Origin of the sequence: Lentzea sp. NPDC060358 (genome assembly GCF_042725365.1) — a bacterium.
In the GTDB taxonomy this organism is placed as follows: Bacteria; Actinomycetota; Actinomycetes; order Mycobacteriales; family Pseudonocardiaceae; genus Lentzea.
The window spans coordinates 1-19,801 of sequence record NZ_JBHXCW010000147.1 but is presented as its reverse complement, the minus strand read 5'-3'; the positions used below and the strand labels follow the sequence as shown (position 1 = coordinate 19,801).

19 protein-coding genes are annotated in these 19,801 nt (G+C 72.1%); 10 read left to right on the top strand and 9 right to left on the bottom strand.

Features of this window, described 5'->3' with window-relative positions; all coding sequences use genetic code 11:
- Positions 1-3 precede the first annotated feature (3 nt).
- The 4 genes from ACFWGZ_RS26950 to ACFWGZ_RS26935 form a co-directional block, all read right to left on the bottom strand.
- A complete protein-coding gene (locus tag ACFWGZ_RS26950) occupies positions 4-522 on the bottom strand; it encodes an RICIN domain-containing protein (RefSeq protein ID WP_382454365.1) in 519 nt (172 codons plus the stop codon).
- A gap of 89 nt (positions 523-611) precedes the next feature.
- Positions 612-1,409, bottom strand: a complete 798-nt coding sequence (locus ACFWGZ_RS26945) for a DeoR/GlpR family DNA-binding transcription regulator (RefSeq protein ID WP_382454364.1) — start codon at positions 1,407-1,409, stop codon at positions 612-614.
- Complete coding sequence (pdxA, locus tag ACFWGZ_RS26940; RefSeq protein ID WP_382454363.1) at positions 1,406-2,437, bottom strand: 4-hydroxythreonine-4-phosphate dehydrogenase PdxA; 1,032 nt, start codon at positions 2,435-2,437, stop codon at positions 1,406-1,408. The genes ACFWGZ_RS26945 and pdxA overlap by 4 nt, the downstream gene beginning before the upstream one ends.
- Positions 2,434-3,534 carry a four-carbon acid sugar kinase family protein gene (locus ACFWGZ_RS26935; RefSeq protein WP_382454362.1) on the bottom strand — a complete coding sequence of 367 codons (1,101 nt, stop codon included), beginning with the start codon at positions 3,532-3,534 and terminating at the stop codon, positions 2,434-2,436. The genes pdxA and ACFWGZ_RS26935 overlap by 4 nt, the downstream gene beginning before the upstream one ends.
- Positions 3,535-3,681: 147 nt before the next feature.
- Between ACFWGZ_RS26935 and ACFWGZ_RS26930 the strand changes: the two genes are divergently transcribed.
- The 9 genes from ACFWGZ_RS26930 to ACFWGZ_RS26890 are packed head-to-tail and all read left to right on the top strand — an operon-like array spanning position 3,682 to position 12,272.
- Positions 3,682-5,256, top strand: coding sequence for an ABC transporter substrate-binding protein (locus ACFWGZ_RS26930; RefSeq protein WP_382454361.1), 1,575 nt, complete (start codon positions 3,682-3,684; stop codon positions 5,254-5,256).
- A 3-nt stretch (positions 5,257-5,259) separates the two neighbouring features.
- The gene (locus ACFWGZ_RS26925) at positions 5,260-6,195 is read left to right on the top strand and encodes an ABC transporter permease (protein WP_382454360.1); all 936 of its coding nucleotides are present in this window, start codon (positions 5,260-5,262) and stop codon (positions 6,193-6,195) included.
- Positions 6,192-7,115 carry an ABC transporter permease gene (locus tag ACFWGZ_RS26920; RefSeq protein WP_382454359.1) on the top strand — a complete coding sequence of 308 codons (924 nt, stop codon included), beginning with the start codon at positions 6,192-6,194 and terminating at the stop codon, positions 7,113-7,115. The genes ACFWGZ_RS26925 and ACFWGZ_RS26920 overlap by 4 nt, the downstream gene beginning before the upstream one ends.
- Positions 7,115-7,924: an ABC transporter ATP-binding protein gene (locus ACFWGZ_RS26915; RefSeq protein ID WP_382454358.1), complete on the top strand. Its 810-nt coding sequence runs from the start codon at positions 7,115-7,117 to the stop codon at positions 7,922-7,924. Before ACFWGZ_RS26920 ends, ACFWGZ_RS26915 begins: the two co-directional genes overlap by 1 nt.
- Positions 7,921-8,736 (top strand): ATP-binding cassette domain-containing protein, encoded by an 816-nt coding sequence (locus ACFWGZ_RS26910; RefSeq protein WP_382454357.1) that lies wholly within the window; start codon positions 7,921-7,923, stop codon positions 8,734-8,736. The genes ACFWGZ_RS26915 and ACFWGZ_RS26910 overlap by 4 nt, the downstream gene beginning before the upstream one ends.
- Positions 8,733-9,698 (top strand): aldo/keto reductase, encoded by a 966-nt coding sequence (locus ACFWGZ_RS26905; protein WP_382454356.1) that lies wholly within the window; start codon positions 8,733-8,735, stop codon positions 9,696-9,698. Before ACFWGZ_RS26910 ends, ACFWGZ_RS26905 begins: the two co-directional genes overlap by 4 nt.
- Positions 9,699-9,710: 12 nt before the next feature.
- The gene (locus ACFWGZ_RS26900) at positions 9,711-10,463 is read left to right on the top strand and encodes an HpcH/HpaI aldolase/citrate lyase family protein (protein ID WP_382454355.1); all 753 of its coding nucleotides are present in this window, start codon (positions 9,711-9,713) and stop codon (positions 10,461-10,463) included.
- Positions 10,460-11,611 (top strand): exo-alpha-sialidase, encoded by a 1,152-nt coding sequence (locus tag ACFWGZ_RS26895; RefSeq protein WP_382454354.1) that lies wholly within the window; start codon positions 10,460-10,462, stop codon positions 11,609-11,611. The genes ACFWGZ_RS26900 and ACFWGZ_RS26895 overlap by 4 nt, the downstream gene beginning before the upstream one ends.
- On the top strand, positions 11,604-12,272 hold the full coding sequence (locus ACFWGZ_RS26890; protein ID WP_382454353.1) for an SDR family NAD(P)-dependent oxidoreductase: 669 nt from the start codon (positions 11,604-11,606) through the stop codon (positions 12,270-12,272). Before ACFWGZ_RS26895 ends, ACFWGZ_RS26890 begins: the two co-directional genes overlap by 8 nt.
- A gap of 89 nt (positions 12,273-12,361) precedes the next feature.
- On the opposite strand, the gene ACFWGZ_RS26885 is transcribed toward ACFWGZ_RS26890, so the two are convergent.
- The 5 genes from ACFWGZ_RS26885 to ACFWGZ_RS26865 all read right to left on the bottom strand — a co-directional run bounded on the left by ACFWGZ_RS26885 (position 12,362) and on the right by ACFWGZ_RS26865 (position 18,485).
- Positions 12,362-13,138: a hypothetical protein gene (locus ACFWGZ_RS26885; RefSeq protein ID WP_382454352.1), complete on the bottom strand. Its 777-nt coding sequence runs from the start codon at positions 13,136-13,138 to the stop codon at positions 12,362-12,364.
- A 338-nt stretch (positions 13,139-13,476) separates the two neighbouring features.
- On the bottom strand, positions 13,477-16,209 hold the full coding sequence (locus tag ACFWGZ_RS26880; protein WP_382454351.1) for a hypothetical protein: 2,733 nt from the start codon (positions 16,207-16,209) through the stop codon (positions 13,477-13,479).
- Positions 16,210-16,511: 302 nt separating this feature from the next.
- On the bottom strand, positions 16,512-17,681 hold the full coding sequence (locus tag ACFWGZ_RS26875) for an FAD-dependent monooxygenase (protein ID WP_382454350.1): 1,170 nt from the start codon (positions 17,679-17,681) through the stop codon (positions 16,512-16,514).
- A 121-nt stretch (positions 17,682-17,802) separates the two neighbouring features.
- The gene (locus ACFWGZ_RS26870) at positions 17,803-18,138 is read right to left on the bottom strand and encodes a DUF202 domain-containing protein (RefSeq protein WP_382454349.1); all 336 of its coding nucleotides are present in this window, start codon (positions 18,136-18,138) and stop codon (positions 17,803-17,805) included.
- Positions 18,135-18,485, bottom strand: a complete 351-nt coding sequence (locus tag ACFWGZ_RS26865) for a YidH family protein (protein ID WP_382454348.1) — start codon at positions 18,483-18,485, stop codon at positions 18,135-18,137. The genes ACFWGZ_RS26870 and ACFWGZ_RS26865 overlap by 4 nt, the downstream gene beginning before the upstream one ends.
- A 411-nt stretch (positions 18,486-18,896) precedes the next feature.
- Here ACFWGZ_RS26865 and ACFWGZ_RS26860 point away from each other — a divergent pair, with 411 nt between their 5' ends.
- A complete protein-coding gene (locus ACFWGZ_RS26860; protein WP_382454347.1) occupies positions 18,897-19,670 on the top strand; it encodes an alpha/beta fold hydrolase in 774 nt (257 codons plus the stop codon).
- Positions 19,671-19,801: the final 131 nt, after the last annotated feature.

Here is a 19,801-nt window from a genome sequence, read left to right as displayed (position 1 = left end):
AGGTCAGACCGGGAACACGCCGAACGACTGCGCGGCGGTGCCGTTGCAGGTCCAGATCTGCACGGCCAGTCCCTCGGTGGCCTGCCCGCCCGGCACGTCGAGGCAGTGCGTCGACGTGCCGGCGACCCGCGACTTGAGCGTCACGAAGTCGGGCAGGTTGCGGCTCGCCTGGAACCGCTGGTTGGTGATGTTGGCGCAGGGCCACTGGACGACCGGCGTGCCGTCGTTGTTGAGGCCGAGCACGTCCATGCACTTCAACGTGACCGCGTTGCGGATCTGCACGACGTGGTTGCCCTTGTCGATGAAGTCCCACCGCTGGAACGCGCTGCCGTTGCAGGTCGTCTGGACGATCGGCACGCCGTCCGAGAACGACTCCCCCTGCGGTGCCAGGCACTTGCCGCTGACCGCGCTGCGGACGGTCACGTCGAAGTGGTCGTCGGCCGAGGCCGGCGAGGCGGTGCCGAGCAGTCCCGCGATGGCCGCGGTCGAGGCGAGCGCCGTGGTGACGATCCGGTTTCTCATCAGGTTCCTCCCCTGGGTCACCGCCCACGATGGCAAGCGCCGTCGACAATCCGGCGACACTCCGTCGACAGCGCGGGAACCCGCGGGGATCACCCGGCGGCGGTCACCGGGAGGGCCTCGACGACGACCACGTCGACACCGCGGGCGCGGAGCCGCTCGACCGCGGCGGGGTCCGCGGTGTCGTCGGTGACGAGCGTCCACGGCCGGGGCAGCCTGGCCCAGGCGTGGAACGGGCGGTGGTCGAGCTTCGCGGCGTGCGCGAGCACGTAGACGTGGTCCGCCCGCCGGGCCATCAGCTCCTTGAGGCGGGTCTGGCGCAGGTCGGCCTCGCAGATGTCGCCGTCGGCGTTGACGCCGTCGGTGCCGAGGAAGACGCGGTCGAACGTCATCCGCTCCAGCGCGGCTTCGGTGAGCGGGCCGACGAAGCCCTGGCTGAGCGGGCGCAGGGTGCCGCCCAGGCACTCGACGTGCACGGACTCCACGTCGGCGAGCTCCTGCAGGGCGGTCAGGCCGGTGGTGGCGACGGTGAGCAGGTCGGCCCGGCGCAGTTCGTGGGCCAGCGCGCCGATGGTGGACCCGGCGTCGAGCAGGATCGTCTCGCCCTGCCGGATCTGGTCCGCGGCCCAGCGGGCGATGGCGCGCTTGGCGTCGAAGCCCTCGCCGACCCGCTGGCGCAGCGAGGACTCCGGGTGGGCGTTGACCGCCATCGCGCCGCCGTAGGTGCGGGCGAGGCGGCCGTCCGCGGTCAGCCGCGCGAGGTCGCGCCGGATCGTCGACGGGGTGACGTCGAACATCCGGGAGAGCTCGTCGACGCTCGCGAGCCCGGTCTCGGTGGCCAGCCGGACGATCTGGTCGCGGCGCTCGCGCGATCCGACGGCGGAAGTCATCGTGCTGCGGTCTCCTGGGCGGGGTCCGGTGCTGAGGCGAGCTCCGCTGCCTGGCGCAGCGCTTCGACCATGCTACGGGCGTCGGCCTTGCCGGTCCCGGCGATGTCGAAGGCCGTGCCGTGGTCGACGGACGTGCGGATCACCGGCAGGCCGACGGTGAGGTTCACGCCCGCCTCGATGCCGAGCACCTTGACCGGTCCGTGGCCCTGGTCGTGGTACATCGCGACGATCAGGTCGTAGTCGCCGCGGCCCGCGAGGAAGAACGCGGTGTCGGCGGGCAGCGGTCCCCTGGCGTCGACGCCCTGCTCCCGCAGCACCTCCAGCGCTGGCACGATCTTCTCCTCCTCCTCGCCGTAGCCGAAGAGGCCGTTCTCGCCGGCGTGCGGGTTGATGCCGCACACGCCGATCACCGGGGCCTTGTTGCCCGCGCGGACCAACGCGTCGTGGCCGCGCCGCACCGTGCGCTCGACGAGGCCCGGCTCGATGCGGGCGATGGCGTCGATCAGGCCGATGTGGGTGGTCACGTGGATGACCTTGACCTTCGGCGTCGACAGCATCATCGACACCTCCTCGACACCGGTCAGGTGCGCGAGCAGCTCGGTGTGGCCGGGGAACAGGTGGCCGGCGGCGTGCAGCGCCTCCTTGTTGAGCGGCGCGGTGCAGATGGCGTGGACGGCGCCGCTGAGCGCGAGTTCGGCGGCGAGGCGGATGTACTGGTAGGCGCCTTCACCGGCGACGGCCGACAGCTCGCCCCACGGCAGGTCCTCCGGCAGCAGGCCGAGGTCGACCACGTTGACGCGCCGCTCGCCGAACTCGGCCTCCTGCGGACCGGAGATCGCGACGACGTCGGCGTCCACGCCCACGATCTGCGCGGCCTGCCGCAGCCGGCGCGCGTCGCCGATGACGACCGGGCGGCAGACCGCGAGGGTGTCCGGGTGCAGCACGGCGGGCACGATCACCTCGGGGCCGATCCCCGCCCCGTCGCCCATCGTGACGGCGACGACGGGGAGTGCGCTGGCTGAGTTCACGGCGAAGGCCTTTCGGTCAGGGCCCGCACGATCTGTGCGAGGGAGTCGGGGCCGCCGAAGCTGCCCGGTCTGGTCACCACGACCCGGCCGTCGCGCGTGCGCGAGCGGACCGCCCCGTGGTGGATCTGGTCGAAGGGTTCGAGCTCGCCGACGCCGAGGGCGTCGAGGACGCGCCGTGCGGTCTCACCGCCGACGAGGACCAGGTCGGTCCAGTCGGGGACGGCCGCGACGGTGCGGGCGAGCGCCGCCGAGACGGCGGGGTCGATGCCGTCGGCGGCGGCGACGCACAGCACGGTCACGCCGCGCAGGCGCGGGATCCACACCGGGCCGGCGAGCAGCGCGGCCACGTCCAGGCTGTGCACGGTGCAGCCGGTCAGGCGCGCGACCTGGGCGGCCGCGACGGGTTCCGCGCTGCCGACGACGACCAGCACCTTCTCCGACGGCGGCGGCGCGGTGGTCTCGTGGCCCGACGGCGTGCGGGTGCGGCCCAGCGCCGCGGCGAGCGCCCCGGAACCGGCGAGGGCGAGGGTGGCGGGTGCGTGCACGGCGGCGCAGGCGAGGGCGTCCAGGTCGGCGTCGGTCTCGGCGTCGCAGACGACGACGCCGCACGTGTCGGCGGCCTTGGCCAGGGCGTCGCCGAGGGCCGGGCCGCGCACGACGTCGAGGCCGAGCGTGAGCGCCTCCGGGAGCACCTCGCGCGAGGTTGCGCAGTTCGCGCGCCAGCCGTCCTCGGCCACGCGCAGGGCACCGCCGACCACCGTGCGGCCGGCGACGGGCAACGCGGGGGTCAGGGCGACGCCGTACCCGCGCGCGGTGAGCGCGGCGACCTCGGCGGCGACGTTGCCGCGCAGCACCGAGTCGATCTTCTTGAACACCCGGTCGCCCGCGCGGACGCCGGCCAGGGCGGTGAGCACGGTCTCGTGGGCCGCGGCGGGCGGGAGTCCGCGGGAGTCGGTGTCCAGCACGACCACGTCGGCGACCGAGTCCCGCGCGTTCAGGAGGACAACGCTGCGTGTTCCGCGCACACTGAGCGCGACCGCGGTCTCCGCCGCTCCCGACAGGTCGTCCGCGACCGCGAACACCGGAAACTCTTTCACATCAACCCTCCCCACCGAGATCTCCCTGTGGGGCGACTATGCCACAGTATGCGCGTTCTGCGCGACAGTCATTGCGCGATTCGCGCAACCGTGTCAGTGTGTCCTCCACAACGTTCACTCGGTCCGGGCACACGGAAGAGGTCGACGATGACCCAATTCGGCAGTGGCGCCGTGCTCAGCCGCCGCTCCTTGCTGCGCGCGGGGCTCGCCACCGGAGCAGGCTTCGCGCTGGCCCCGCTCGCGGCCTGCGCGGGACCCGTCGGTGCCGCGAGCCCCGGCTCGCTCACGCTCGGGCTGAACCGGTCGCTGGTCAGCCTCGACAACAAGCTCAACCAGTTCGACGCGGCGATCACCGTGCAGCGCGCCGTGCGCCAGGCGCTCACCCGCATCGACGTCGACATGAAGGCGCAGCCGGTGCTCGCCGAGCGGTTCGAGCAGACGGCGCCGACGCGGTGGACGGTCCGGCTCCGCGACGAGGCGTGCTACTCCGACGGCAGCCCGGTGACGGTCGAGGACGTGGCCACCGCCCTGCGGATGTACGGGCAGGTCAACGGGTCGTTCGTCGTCGGACTGTTCCCCGAGCTGCCCACCGTGTCCAAGGTGGACGACCGCACGCTGGTCCTCGAGACCCAGCGGCCGGTCCCGATCCTCGACCTGCTGATGGCCAACGTCCTCGTCACCCCGGCGGCCGCGAACCGCCCGGAGGAGCTGACGAGCGGTCTCGGGTCCGGTCCGTACGTCGTCACCGCCGCCAACGGCGGCACCGGCGAGTACACGCTGGAACGCAACCCGAGGTACTGGGCGCCGCCGCCGTCGGTGAGCACCATCCGCGTGCGGTTCGTGCCCGAGGAGTCGAGCCGGGTGATCGCGCTGCGCAGCGGTGAGCTGGACGTCATCGACTCGATCACCCCGGACTCCGCCGAGCAGCTCGCGGGACTGCCGGGCGTGGTGATCGAGAACCTGCCCAGCACGCGCATCAACCAGCTGTTCTACAACTTCCGCAAGCCGGCCGGGCACCCGCTCGCCGACCCGCGGGTGCGCGAGGCGCTCACCTTCGCGATCGACGGCCGCGCGCTGGTCGAGGACGTGCTGGTCGGGTCCGTGACGCAGGCCGAGGGCGTGGTGCCGCTGGCGTTGTCGGGTGCCGTGCGCACCGGCGCGTACGTCCACAACCCCGCCGAGGCGCGCAAGAGGCTCGAGGCGCTCGGCGTCCGCGACCTCAAGCTGAAGATCATCTGGGAGACGGGCGAGTTCCCGGCGGACACGTCGGTGATGGAGGCCGTGCTCGAGATGCTGCGGGCCGCCGGCGTCGGCGCCGAGCTGCAGCAGTTCGAACCCGGCGGCGACATCCTGAAGTGGCGCCAGGGCCGCGGCGGCGACTGGGACGTGCTCGGCAACGGCTACCCCGGCCCCACCGGGCAGGCGATCACCACGCTGCTCGGCATGTACGGCGGCACGCCGGAGAAGGAACGCACCCGCGACACCTACCAGGGCTTCGTGAACCCGGCGATCGCGCAGGCGCTCGCGGCCGCGGCGGCCGAGACCGACGCCGCCCGCCGCACCGAGCTCGTCACGGCCGCGCAGCACGACATCTGGGCGACCTGGCCGTGCCTGTGGGCGTTCGTGCCGAAGGTGCTGCTGGCCCGGCGGACCAGGGTGCAGGGCGTGCGGCTGCAACCGATCAACTCCTACGACATCTCCGCCGTCCGAGTGGAGGGCTGAGCCGTGATCCGCTACCTCGCCCGGCGCGTGGGCCAGAGCCTGCTGACCGTGTTCCTCACCGTCTCGACGGTGTTCGTCCTCGTCCGGCTGGCCCCCGGCGACCCGGCCGCCGCCTACGCCGGTCCGACCGCCTCCCCGCAGGACCTGGAGCGCGTGCGCGGGCAGCTGGGGCTCGACGAGTCCGTGCTCGCGCAGTACGGGATCTTCCTGAAGGGCCTGCTGCACGGCGACCTCGGCACGAGCTTCGCGTTCCGCGCGCCCGCGTTCGACGTGGTGCTCGGCCGGCTGCCGTACACGATCACGCTCGCGGTCGCGGCGATCGCGCTGACCACGGTCGTCGCCGTGCCGCTCGGCGTGTGGATGGCCCGGCGCGCGGACACCCGGCGCGAGATCGGCGTGAACGTGACGACGATCGCCGGGCAGTCCATGCCGGACTTCTGGACCGGTGTGGTGCTGCTGACCGCGTTCGCCGTGCTGGTCCCGGTGTTCCCCGCGTCCGGCTTCACCACGTGGGGCGGGCTGGTGCTGCCCGCGGTGACGGTGGCGATCCTGCAGATCGCGCTGATCTCCCGGCTGGTCCGCCGCGAGATGGGCTCGGCGCTCGCCGCCCCGTACCTCACGGTGGCGCGCTCCCGCGGCACCTCCGAACGCGCGCTCGTCTGGCGCTACGCGATGGGCAACTCCGCGGTGCCGGTGGTGACGGCGCTCGGCACCCGGTTCGCCGCCCTGCTCAACGGCGTCGTGGTCGTCGAGGTCGTGTTCGCCTGGCCCGGCGTCGGCTCGCTCGTCGTGCGCGCCCTGGAGACCCGCGACTACCCGGTCATCCAGGCCACCGTGCTGGTCACCGCGGCGCTCGCCGTCGCGGTCCAGCTGCTCGTCGACCTCACCTACCCGCTGCTCGATCCGCGAGTGCGCCTCGGAAAGGCGGCCACCGCATGACCTCCACGACGTCCCCGCCCTCCACTTCGGACACCTCCGCCGCCCGGCCCAGCGCGGTGAGCGCGAAGGCGCTGGCCGCCGCGTCGGCGACCCGGCAGCGCAAGGCCATCCGGCTCAAGCTCTGGCTCGGCTCGATCTGCACGCTCGTCGTGGTGCTGCCGATCGCGTTCGCCTCCGTCCTGCCGATCCCGGGACCGGACCAGCAGGACCTCGGGCAGCGCCGGCTCCCACCGCTGACCGGCGGCCACCTCTTCGGCACCGACCAGCTCGGCCGCGACCTGCTGTCGCGGGTGCTGCACGGCGGGCAGGTCTCGCTGACCATCGGCGTGCTCGCGGTGCTGGTGTCCGGCGTGATCGGCGTGCTCGCCGGGTCGGCGGCCGGCTACTTCGGCGGCTGGGCCGACACCGCGGTCTCCCGGCTGCTGGAGGCGCAGCTGTCGTTGCCGCTGCTGATGATGCTGCTGCTCGTGGTCGCGCTGTTCGGCCCCTCGGTGCCGGTGATCACGTTCGTCATCGCCATCGCGCAGTGGCCGGAGGTCGCCCGGCTCACCCGGTCGCTCGTGCTGGTGGAGCGGGAGAAGCCGTACGTGGCGGCGGCGCGGGTGCTCGGCCTGCACCGGCTCACGATCCTCACCCGGCACGTGCTGCCGAACGTGGTGCGCCCGGCGAGCCTCGTCGTGCTGCTCCTGCTCGCGCAGGCCGTGCTGCTGGAGAGCGCGCTGAGCTACCTCGGCGCCGGGCCGCAGCGCCCGTTCGCGACCTGGGGCCGGATCATCTCCGACGGCCAGGACTACATCACCACGTCGTGGTGGCTCATCACGCTGCCCGGTCTCGTGATCGTGCTGCTCGTGGTCGGGGTCAACCTCCTCGGCGACGCCCTGCGGGACCGCACCCGCCGGACCAGGAAGGCGGACGCCTGATGACCGCCCCGCTGCTCGAGGTCGAGGACCTCCAGATCGAGCTGATCACCCACGCCGGTGTCGTGCGCGCGGTCGACGGCGTCAGCTTCTCCGTCGGCCGCGGCGAGACCGTCACGCTCATCGGCGAGTCCGGCTCCGGCAAGTCGACCACCGCCATGGGCGTGCTGCGGCTGCTGCCGGAGGGCCTGGCCGTGCTGTCGGGCTCGGTGCGGTTCGAGGGCGTCGACGTGGTCGCCGACCCGGCCGCCGTCGTGCCGTTGCGCGGCCGGGTGGCGGCGCTGATCCCGCAGGACCCGATGACGGCGCTGAGCCCCGTGCACACGATCGGCGCGCAGCTGGGCGACGCGCTGCGGTTGCGGCACGGCAAGCTCTCCCGCGCCGAACTGCGCCGCCGCGGTGTCGCGCTGCTGGAGCAGGTGCACATCCGGCAGCCGGAGACGCGCTGGGACGCCTACCCCCACCAGCTCTCCGGCGGCATGCTGCAGCGCGTGCTGATCGCCACCGCGCTCGCCGCGGAACCGGCCCTGCTGGTGGCGGACGAACCGACCTCGGCGCTGGACGTGACGGTGCAGGCCGACATCCTGGACCTGCTGCTCGACCTGCAGGAGCGCACCGGGATCGGCATCCTGATGATCACGCACGACCTGGGCGTGGCACGGCTGGTCTCCGACCGGATCCACGTGATGCGCGCGGGCCGGTTCGTCGAGTCCGGTGAGGTGGAGCAGATCATCGACAGCCCCAGCGACCCGTACACCCGCGAGCTGCTCGCCGCGGTCCCCCGTCTCGGCGCCCTGGAGGTGACGTCGTGACCGCTCCTCTCCTGGCGGTGCAGGACCTGGTCGTCCAGTACGGCTCGCTGCGGGCTGTGGACGGCGTGAGCTTCACGCTCGAACGCGGCCGGACGCTCGCGGTCGTCGGCGAGTCCGGCTGCGGCAAGTCGACCATCGCGGCGGCGATCGTGCGGCTGATCCGCCCGACCTCGGGCCGGGTCGTGCTGGACGGGCAGGACATCTCCGCGCTGCCGGAGAAGCACCTGCGTCCGTTGCGGCACAAGGTGCAGATGGTGTTCCAGGACCCGTACGGCTCGCTCGACCCGCACCAGACGGCACTGCGGATCGTCGCCGAGCCGCTGCGGCTGCGGGGCCGCGACCGGGCGGCGTGCCTGCGCGAGGCCGCCGTGCTGCTCGACCGGGTCGGGTTGCCGGCCGGCACGCACGACCGCCGGCCCGCGGAGTTCTCCGGCGGGCAGCGGCAGCGCATCGGCATCGCCAGGGCGCTCGCGAGCGAGCCGGAGCTGCTGGTGTGCGACGAGGCGACGAGCGCGCTCGACGTGTCGGTGCAGGCGCAGGTGCTCCGCCTGCTGCGGGAGATCCAGCGCGACACCGGTGTCGCCTACCTGTTCATCTCGCACAACCTCGGGGTCGTCAAGGAGATCAGCGACGACGTGGTGGTGCTGCGCGCGGGCCGGGTGGTCGAGTCCGGTGTCACCGAACGGGTGCTCGCCGCTCCCGCGGAGCCGTACACGCTCGCGCTGCGGCGGGCGGCGCTGGACCCGCAGGTGATGACGGGCCGCAAGCCCCGCGCGCTCGTCGCCGCGGCGATGGAAGGACGGCAGGCGTGACCGGCGTGGAGCTGCCCGGCGTGCCCGTGCCGCTGTCCCGGCTCGTGCTCGGCACGATGACGTTCGGCGACACCGTGGACGAGGCCACCGCGTCGTCCATTGTGGACGCCGCACTGGACGCGGGCATCACCGGTGTCGACACCGCGAACGCCTACGCGGGCGGGCGCACCGAGGAGATCCTGTCGGCGGTGCTGCGCGACCGGCGCGACCGGGTCGTGCTCGCCACCAAGGCCGGCATGCCGCACCCGGACGCGGGCGGCCACGCGCCGTTGTCGCCCGCCGCGCTGCGGGCGTCGCTCGACGGCAGCCTGCGGCGCCTGGGCACCGACCGGGTCGACCTGTTCTACCTGCACCAGCCGGACCGGGCGACGCCGATCGCGGACACGCTCGGTGCCGTCGGGGAGTTCATCGCCGAGGGCAAGGTGCTCGCGCTCGGGGTGTCGAACTTCGCGGCGTGGCGGATCGCCGAGCTCACCCACGCCGGTGGACCGCGGCCCGTGGTGGCGCAACAGCTCTACAACCTGCTCGCCCGCCGGGTCGAGGAGGAGTACCTGGAGTACGCCCGCACGAGCGGCCTCGTGACGATGGTCTACAACCCGCTCGGCGGCGGCCTGCTCACCGGCCGGCACCGGTTCGGCGACGAGCCCGGCACCGGCCGGTTCGGCGACTCGCGGCTGGCCGGGATGTACCGCGAGAGGTACTGGGACGCCCGCCTGTTCGCCGCCGTCGAACGCCTGGCCGCGGTCGCCGACGGCGCCGGGATCGGCCTGGCCGAGCTGTCGCTGCGCTGGCTGCTCGACCGGCCGGACGTCGGAGCGCTGCTGCTGGGCGGGTCCCGCGTCGAGCAGCTGCACGCCAACATCGCGGCCGCCGCGGCCGGTCCCCTGCCCGACGACGTGCGCGCCGCGTGCGACGAGGTGGGCGCGGACCTGCGCGGCCCGATGCCCGCCTACCACCGCTGACCAAGGAGAGACATGACGTTCGCCGCCCGGCTGCGCGCTCGTGAGCGGGTCCTCGGCTACTGGTCGGTGCTCGACGCCCCCGTGGCGACCGAGCGCCTGGCCCGCCTCGGCTACGACTACGTGTGCCTGGACATGCAGCACGGCCTGCTCGGCTACGCCGGGCTCGTCGCGTCGCTGACCGCGATCGACGCGGGCGGCGCCTCCGCCGGCGTGGTCCGCGTGGAGGCCAACGACCCGGCGCCGATCGGCCGGGCGCTCGACGCCGGCGCCGCCGCGGTCATCGTGCCCCTGGTCGACAGCGCCGAGGACGCGGCTCTCGCCGTTGCGGCGACTCGTTATCCGCCGCTGGGCCGCCGTTCGTACGGGCCGATGCGCTCGGGTCTGCGGTTCGGCCCGGAGCCCGCGCGGGCCCATGAGGCGACCGCGGTGATCGCCATGATCGAGACGACCGCGGGCCTGGCGGAGGTGGAGGCGATCTGCGCGACACCGGGCCTGGACGGGGTGTACGTGGGCCCGTCCGACCTGCGCCTGGCCGTCGGCGGCGCGCACGTGGCGGACTCGTCGGTGGACGAGGCGTTCGAGGAGGCCGTGAGCCGGATCCGCGCGGCGGCGGAGGCGGCCGGGATCGCCGCGGGCATCCACACCCCGGACGGGGCGACCGCGGCCAGGAGGCTCGCGCAGGGTTACACGTTCGCGTCCATCGCGTCCGACCTCGTGCACCTGGAGAACGTGGCCCGCGACCACCTGAAGGAGGCCGGCCGATGACCGCGCTGCTCACCGACGGCGTCGTGCGCGACCGCGCCGAGGCGTTCCTGCCCGCGCCCGCCGTGCAGAACCACGCCGCCAACCTCGCCGTGCTGCCCGGCGGCGACCTGGGCTGCGTGTGGTTCGGCGGCACGCAGGAGGGCGTCGCCGACATCTCGGTCTGGTTCTCCCGCCTGGCCCCCGGCGCCACGACCTGGAGCGAGCCGGTGCGGTTGTCCGACGACGACACGCGTTCCGAGCAGAACCCGGTGCTCGCCACCGGCCCGGACGGCGACCTGTGGCTGTTCCACACCGCGCAGCGGGCCGGGAACCAGGACACCGCCGAGGTCCGCTGCCGCACCTCCGCCGACGGCGGCACGACGTGGTCGGCGCCGCGCACCCTGTTCCCCGCGACCGAGCGCGGCGGCGTCTTCGTCCGCCAGCCGCCGGTGGTGCTGCCGTCGGGGCGCTGGCTGCTGCCGGTGTTCCACTGCGTCTCCGTGCCCGGCAAGGCCTGGGTGGGCGACCACGACACCAGCGCCGTGATGATCTCCGACGACGGCGGCGCGACGTGGCGGGAACGCCCGGTGCCCGCCAGCACCGGGTGCGTGCACATGAACGTGCACCCGTTGCCGTCGGGCGAACTGCTCGCGCTGTTCCGCAGCCGCCGGGCCGACCACGTCCACCGCAGCGTCTCCGCCGACGACGGCGAGACGTGGTCCGAGCCGGAGCCGACCTCGTTGCCCAACAACAACTCCTCGATCCAGTACGTGCCGCTCTCCGACGGCCGGCTGGCGCTGGTCTACAACCACAGCAGCAAGCTCGACGCGACCGGCCGCCGCGTCTCGCTCTACGACGAGATCGGCGACGACGGCGTGGCGGAGCAGGACACGTCCGAGGAGTCCGTCGGCGACGCCTTCTGGGGAGCACCGCGCGCGCCGATGAGCCTCGCCGTGTCGTCGGACGGCGGCCGCACGTGGACCCGCGGCGACCTCGACACCGGTGACGGGCACTGCCTGACCAACAACTCCCGCGACAAGCTCAACCGCGAGCTGTCCTACCCGTCGATCACCCAGTCCCCGGACGGCGCGCTGCACGTCGCGTACACCTACTTCCGCCAGGCCATCAAGTACGTGCGCGTGCGGCCGGAGTGGGTCGGCGGTGGCTGAGCACGCGATCGTCACCGGCGCCAGCTCCGGCATCGGCGCCGCCATCTGCCGCCGGCTGCTGCACGACGGCTGGGAGGTCACCGGCATCAGCAGGCGCCGCCCCGCCGACGTGACCACGTGGCGGGAAGCGGACCTCACGCGACCGGACGAGCTCTGCGCGGCCCTGGCCGACGTGCCGGCGCCCCGCGCCGTCGTGCACGCCGCGGGCCTGCAACGGTCCGCACCACTGGGCCAGCTGTCCACAGAGGACGGAGCCGAGATGTGGCGCGTGCACGTCGAGGCGGCCACCGTCCTGCTCGACACCCTCGCACCCCGCCTGCCCGACGGCGCGCGGGTGGTGCTTGTCGGCAGCCGGACCATGACCGGCGTGCCCGGCAAGAGCCAGTACGCCGCGACCAAGGCGGCCCTGCTCGCGCTGGCGCGGTCGTGGGCGGCGGAGCTGGTGGGGCGCGCGATCACGGTGAACGTGGTGGCGCCCGGCCCGACCGACACCCCGATGCTCGCCGACCCCGGCCGGTCGCGCACTCCCCCGGCGGTGCCGCCGCTGGGCAGGCTCGTGGCGCCGGAGGAGGTGGCCGGGCTGACGGCGTTCCTGCTGGGGGCGGACGCGGGGGCGATCACCGGGCAGCACATCGTGCAGTGCGCGGGCGTGTCGCTGTGACGCTCGGCCCGCGGCTGCCGGTCAGCACCGGTAGTCGGCCGGCCTGACAAAACGGCTCGCGCTCCGCGCACATCGCAAATGACAGCGAACTACGACTCGTCAGGTCGCTTCCACACAACGATCTGCAAGTCGAGCTCGGTTGCGCCGTTCTCGACGTAGCGGTTCGACACAGTTACGCTCGCCCACCTGTGTTCGGTGGTGAGGATGCACAGCACCAGCCCCCTCTTGACATCAGCGTCCGCAACCTCCTTCTCCCCTTTGGAGTTGGCGCAATCAGCGTAGGTGACGCGTTTCGCGGATGGGGCGATCTTGCGACTGGCCGTCAGGTTGGAGACGAAGGTGAAATCAGTGTCGACGTCCTCTTCCGCCACATCCTCGAAGCCCCCGTCCGGAGCGAGCGAGTCGAGGTCCACCGCAGAACCGGCCACGATCGTTTTGTAGTTGGTTCCGGTGTTGTCCCTGTGCAGAGCTGGGTCAGGACCAACGAACGGCGTAGTCGTCGTGGCAGTTGTGGTGATGGTGACCGTCTGGCTGTGGGAGTTCGGTCCAACAGGAGGATTGGACGAGTTCGAAGCAGGAGCCTTGGGCAGCGTGAAGCCGATGACCACTGCCAACACACCAACCAACGCGACAGCAGCTGCCGAGAGACGTTTCCCGAGAGCGGCCCGCCGGGAAAATGAAAGATAGCCGATCGGAATCAGCACGCCGGCAGCACCGAAGAAAATGGCGACTTCCCTCCAGCTCGCTTGCGTGGCCGAAACAATGGCGATCACATCGGCAAGCAGACCAACAGCAAGCATGGTGGAGTTCCCCAGAACCGCCAGACGGCCGTCCTCACGCGAGTTCTGCTGCTCAGAGGAAGTCAACAACTTCTCCTAGATCACAAGGGGGCTGCGAAACGAACGTATCGCAGGGGCTCATCGCCACAGCCCACCCCAGGGTTACGATCGACAGGAAATTCCATTCGGCCTGGCGCAAATGTGCACACCGCTTCGGCAACAAGACGTTCTCGATCTACGCCCAAGCAGGTGAAATCTACTCATCCGCAGTATCTCAAAGCGTGATTGTCATAATCGGTAGCAGTTGTCCGACTAGTGCAGTGGTCGTCATCCACGGCGAAGTGAACGAACTCGTAATCCACGCGGCGTTGCACCCCGAAACGGCGTTCCCACGTCACGATGCGCGGAACCGGCACGGCTGCCGGTCAGCACCGGTAGTCGGCCGGCCTGACGAAGACGCAGCGGGGCGGTTCGGTGGTCTGCTTGAGGTTGGCGACGGCCAGGATCGAGATGGGCCTGGCCTCGCCGGACCGGTTCGTGCTGAAGTCGAGCTTGCCGGACTCCCCCTCGAAGCACCGCTCGCCCTTCGGGCCGTCGGCTCGTTGCGGGCACGGCAGCTCCCGCAGTTCCTGGGCGATCGCGGCGCGGTTGGGTGCGCGCCCGCTCGGCTCTTCCCGGGGACGGCGCTTGTTCTCCTCGACCGCGCTCAGGAACATGCCGGCTCCGTCGTAGGCGATGCCGACGCGCTCCCCGATCCAGGGCATGGACTTCGCGACCACCGCGTCCCCGAACTCCCGCCACGCGGTTCCCACGCCGTTGCCGGGGTCGCGCAGGCTCCGCATGATCGAGCACAGCGGCTGCGCGTCGGCATCCGACGAGTAGCAGTCGCGATTGCGGGACACCACCAGGCCTCCGAGCGAGACGTAGGACAGCGCGACTCCCGCGTAGTCGGAGTTGTCCGCGCGTGCTCGGCGGGCGATGAACCGGGTCACGGCGTCGTCGCCGATGATCTGCGGCCGGTTGTCCGCCTTGCACGCGGAGAGCACCTTGCCGAGGAAACCCTCGAAGTCGGTCTCCCGGCCGGCGAAGAACGCGATCTTGTCACCCCCGCAGCGGGGCTCGACCGTGTCCGCCCTCTTGCCCGTCCAGGTGCGGAACTCCTCGACCCCGCGGCTCTTCAGGTGCTCGTTCAGCGAAGTCAGGTAGCCGTCACCGGCGAAGTTCTCGGGAGAGTAGGCGGTGATCCTCTTGGGGTTCTCGGCGTAGTCCACGACCAGGCCCGCCTGCGCCTCGTTGCCCGCGACGAGCTGGAAGTACACCGGGGACCGGTCGGCCAGGCCCCGCCCGGTGAGCGAGGTCGCGATCACCGGTACCCCGAGATCGCCCAGGGCACCGATGGCGCTCTCGGTCTGCGTGACGGTCCGCCCCATTCCCACCACGCCCATCACGGTCTGGTCGTCGCGGACCAGCGGGGTGAGGTACTCGTCGACGACGTGCCGTGCCTGGTTCATCTCGTACCCGCCGTTGGCGACGACGATCCGCAGCAGCGGCGGGGAGCTGTCGCTGCGCACGTTGCGCCGGCGCTGCTGCGCCAGCAGGCCGGTCAGCTCCTCGCTGATCGAGTCCGCCGTGCCCACCTCGTTCTCCGGGCCGGTGAACTCGGAGAAGTAGACGATGCTCACGATCGGCCGATCGGGTTTCTCGTCGTGGAGGTCGTCCGCGGTCCTGTTCATCTCGAAGATCGCCAGCTGGGCCTTGCGCAGCGTGTCGTCGCGGCCGAACACCTGGGCCCTGCTGTCGCTGACCCCGACGCACTCTCCCTCGCGCTCTCCCGGTCGCGGTGCGATCCGCTCGGCGGCCACGGCCGCCCGCGGGGAAGGCAGGCATCCCTCGGCGACGCGGGTCCACAGCCACGGGCCGCCGACGACCGCCGCCGCGCCGAGCACGAGGACGAGCACGGCCGCGAGGAACGACCGGCGCGCGGGCACGGGGATCGCCGGTGAGCGCAGCGTTCCCGCCGCGTACCAGGCGGACTCGTCGGCGTCGCTCGGCTGCCGGTCCGGCTCGTTCCCGGCGGGCAGTTCGAGGCAGAGGAACCGCGCGTCGCCGCGCAGGGCCTGCCTGCGCGCGGGCAGGTCGTCGTACCAGGTCTGGAGCTCGTTCTGGGCCCGGCTCACGGGTTTCGGCGGACCGCTCGCCGCGAGCCAGTCCGGCTGACGCGCCGCGGTGGCCACGACGAGCATCGGGTCGTGCTCGGTGGACTCGTTGCGCACGTCGTTGATCAGCCGCAGCAGTTCCCAGCCGCCGTTGTCCTCGGTGATGTTCTCCAGCAGCACCAGGACGTACGCGGTGCGGCGCCAGCGGCGCAGCCGGACGGTGCCCGAGCCGTAGGCGACGCGGAGGTCCTGGAGGAACGAGTGCACGAGCAGCTTCTTGATCTGCTCGAGGTTCTCCTCGGTGCGCCTGCCCACCGTCAGGCGTTCGGCGAAGCCGGTGAAGTTCGTGGAGTGGCCGGGCACCGTGAACGGTTGCCTCATCAGCCAGCGCGGCTCCTTGCCGCACCCGTTGGACCACAACCAGAACCGCAGCGGGCGGTGCCACGCGACGACGAGCGCCATCGCGATCTTCGCGAGGGCCGACTGCCCCGCGACCGCCTCGGGCAGCCCGAGGTCCGGTCCGGCGGCACGTTCCCAGGCGTGCCACCGGCGCAGCATCGTGCGGATGTCCTCGCGTTCGTTACGGCTCTCGCCGGGCGGCACCCGCTGGCCGGTGAGCCAGTCCGTGAGCCGGTAGCGCCGGAACCTGCTCAGCCGCCGCCCGCCGAACCGGTCGGCCATGAGCCGGTGCCGCAGCTCGTCGAGCAGCGGGAGCAGCGGCTGGTCACGGGCGGAGTCCTCCCACCGCGCGGCGACCTGGTCGCTCGCCGTTCCCGCGTCGACGAACGCGTACGGGATGCGGTACCCCGCCGCCCCGTCGAGGTGGTTCTCCAGCTCGTGGAGCACGGCGTTCGGGGTGTCGCCCCGCACCAGGCAGATCAGCGGCACGGGCCGGTCGCCCCGGACGCCGTGCGGGCTGCGGGCCGACCACCCCGGCCGGTGCAGGAGGTCGCGGACGACCGCGAGCAGGGCATGAACTCCGCGGAACACTGTGCCGGGCACCTGGACACACTCGATTCTTCCGACCGGTGACATGATCGGAATGCCGCCTCGTCGCAGGCCGTGGAGCCAGGCGCTTCGATCGCCGGAAGTCAAGCCGATCGGTGATCGGGAAGCAATAGTGCCGCTACTTTTCCCGCTGCGCCTCACCGCCTCTTGACCAGCGCCGATTAGCGTGAGCAAGCCGATTCCGCGGGTGCCGGAGTGCGCTTCTTGTGCTCTTTTCCCGGCCGCGCTGAATAACGGCGAACGACCGCGAACAGCCGCCCGACTCCCCCGCATTCACCCGTTCGAGCGACAAGTCGTCACGAGCGCCGGAGAGCTTCCTCGTAGTCCTCGAGCTCGTACGGCAGCGTCAGGGCACCGAAGTCGGGCAGGCCGTCCGCGCTCGGGTCGTCCTGCCCGGACTCCAGCGCGATGTCCTGGTTGCGCAGCACGTAGTCGCGCAGCGAGCCCTCGTAGGCGGCCAGCCCCTCCTCGGGGGCGTCCCGGTGCCGCGCGAGCTCCCCCGCCAGCACGTAGGAGCACGTCATCGCGACACTGGTCGCCTGCCCCGTGCCCAGCGACACCGCGTAACCCGCGTCGCCGACCAGCACGACGCGGCCGCGCGACCAGCGGTCCAGGCGGACCTGGCTGAGCCGGTAGAAGTGGAAGTCGGGCGCGTCCCGCATGTGCGCGAGCAGGGCCGGGAGCTCCCAGCCGCCGCCGGCGAGCCGGTCGGCCAGCAGCCTCTTCTGGGCCGCCACGTCCCGCACGTCGTCGCCGACGGCCGGCTGGGCGCTGAAACCCAGGTACGCCTTGGCCGGTTCGCCTTCGCCCAGCCCCATCACCAGGGCGCCGAGGAACGGGTCGTCGCGCTGGTAGGTCACCTCCCACCGGTCCAGGCCCAGGAAGTTCGGCATGCTGAACACCGCGACGTGCAGGTCGCCGAACGCGCGGACGAACCGCTCGTCGGGCCCGAACGCGATCCGCCGCACCGCCGAGCCCACGCCGTCGGCCCCGATCACGAGGTCGAAGCGGCGCGGGGCCGCGTGGGCGAACGCGACGTCCACACCGGACCCGTCCTGCGTCAGCGCGGTGACGGAGTCGCCGTAGAGGTACTCGGCCCCGTCGCCGACGGCGTCGCGCAGCACCTCGCAGAGGGCGTCGCGCAGGATCTCGACGTCCTCGCTGTCGAGACGCCCGCCGGTCAGCGTGCTCTCGGTGCTGCGGAAGACCTCCGCGCCCGACGCGTCGACCGCGGAGACGCCCTTGAGGTGCGTGCTCCGCTCGTGCAGGGCGGTGTCGATGCCCATGCGGCGCGCGACCTCCAGGGCCGGGCCGCGCACGTCGAGGGCGTGGCCGCCCGGTCGCGGACCGGGTGACTGCTCGACCACGGTGACGTCGAACCCGTGGCGGAGCAACCAGAACGCGGTGGTGAGCCCGGAGATGCCGGCGCCGGAGACCAGAACGCTCCGGCAGGTGGTGGTGATCATGCGAGTCACGCTATGGCCGGGCGAACGTGCTGTCCAAGACATAGATCGCACCGCATTGATGCCTGGCAAGCAACAGTCACGCGACTGAGAAAGGTCACGTCGCCGAGCGCCCGTCCTGGCTTCAGGCCAAGACGCGGTGCACGAGGTAGACGAAGCAGGCCGAGCCGAGGACCAGCGCGGTCGCGGTGAGAGCCAGCACCGGCACTCCCGGCGAGGGCGCGGCACCCGTGCGGACCAGCCGGCGGTGCACCCGGCCGTACCGGGCCGCGGAGGCCACGTACGCCCAGCCGGACAGCGCCACCCCAGCCAGTCCCAGCACGACCGCGCCGGCGCCGCCGACGGCCTCGGCCGCGAACTTCACGGCCGTGGCGCACGCGACGGCCAGTGCGAGGCACGTGCGCCGCCACGCCAGCAGCGTGCGCTCGGGTTGCAGGCCGGGGTCGAACGGCGTGCTCACCAGAAGAACCCGATCACGATGAGCACGACCGCGATCACCACGCCGAGCGCCACCACCGCGCCCGCGGCCGGTGCCGGCAGCGTGCGGTCCTCCCGCAGCGCGCGTTCCGTGCGCATCCAGCCGAACCAGGCCCGCACGGCCGACAACAGTCCCAAGAGGACGAACACGCCCGCGGCGGCGGTGCGGAACCCGTGCTGGACGGGCACCTGCAACGCCTCCAGCGCCACCCCGGCCGCGAGCAGGGCCAGGGAAGTGCGGATCCACGCGAGGAAAGTGCGCTCGTTCGCCAGGCTGAACCGCGGGTCCGGCCGCGTGCCGCGGTCGTACACAGAGGACGGGAACGGCATCAGGACTCACACATCCGGGATCGGCCTTCCGCTGGGGCGCAGTGCCGTCAGCCTACCCGCCGCACCGGCGGAAGTCCTTGCAGGACAGAAGAATTCGCGGCGCCGACGGCACGCCGGCCGGAAGGCGCATCGACAGGTGGCCAAGGCCGCTCCCGCCCGGGGCCGCCGGGGCGGTCCCCCTCGCCGACCAACCTAGCCTTGATCAACGCCCTACCTCAAGTCCCGTCGAGGTCCGCCGGAAACCCGTGCCGAAAGATGCGAGGAAGTCCTGCTTTCAACTACTTGTGAACGCTCACATGTGGTGGCAAGCTGGCGAACCGTTCCGCAGCCGCCATTGCGACGAGTTCAGGGAATCCCATGACAGTGAGGAACACCGTCCTGCACGAACGACTGCGTCTGAGAGTGCGGGGGGTGAACGTCACCGTCGCCGCGATGCACCGCGGCGGCTCGGAGGAGCCGACCGTGTTCCTCCACGGGTTCGGCACGAGCAAAGAGGACTACGCCGACTTCGCGCAGCGGCACGACTTCACCGGCCGCGCGTTCGTGGCGTTCGACCTCCCCGGCTGCGGCGCGACGGAGTGCACCGACCTCTCGGCGGTCGACGTGCCGTTCCTCGTGGACGCCGCGCAGGCGGTCGTCGAGAGGACGGGCATCGGCCGGTACCACGTCGTCGGGCAGTCGCTCGGCGCGCTCACGGCGTTGCTGCTCGCCCAGCGCCAGCCCGGCCGGGTGCTCAGCTTCGTGAACATCAAGGGCACCCTCGCGCCGGAGGACTGCGCCCTGGCGAGGAACCTGTTGTCGGGCCAGGAACGCGGCGACGTGTTCACGCGGTTCACCGAGAGCCTGCACCGGGCGCAGGGGTACTCGAACGGCCTCTACTCCGCCAACCTGCCGCACAAGATCCGCCGTGAGGTCGTCCCGAACCTCTTCCGTTCGGTGGTGGAACTCGCCGACCACGGGGCGTTGCTGGACAAGTTCCTCGCGCTCCCGATGCCGAAGATGTACGTCTACGGCGAGGAGTGCGCGTCGCTGTCCTACCTGCCGGTGCTGGACGCCCACGGCGTGGAGCTCGCGGAGATCCCGCTGAGCGGGCACCTGCCGCTGTACTCGAACCCGGTCGCGACCTGGAAGCGGATCGCCGCGTTCCACGCGGGCAACCGCGCCACGGCGGCCAGGTGGCGGTGAGCCGCCGTTCCCCCTCACCGGGAAAGATGACCACAAAACGGTGTTCAGTGCTGCGACGACGAACCTGAACACCCTTCTCCTCGCTTGACTCGAGCCCGGCCCGTGGCGGGGGCCCCCGCCCCCCCCCCCGC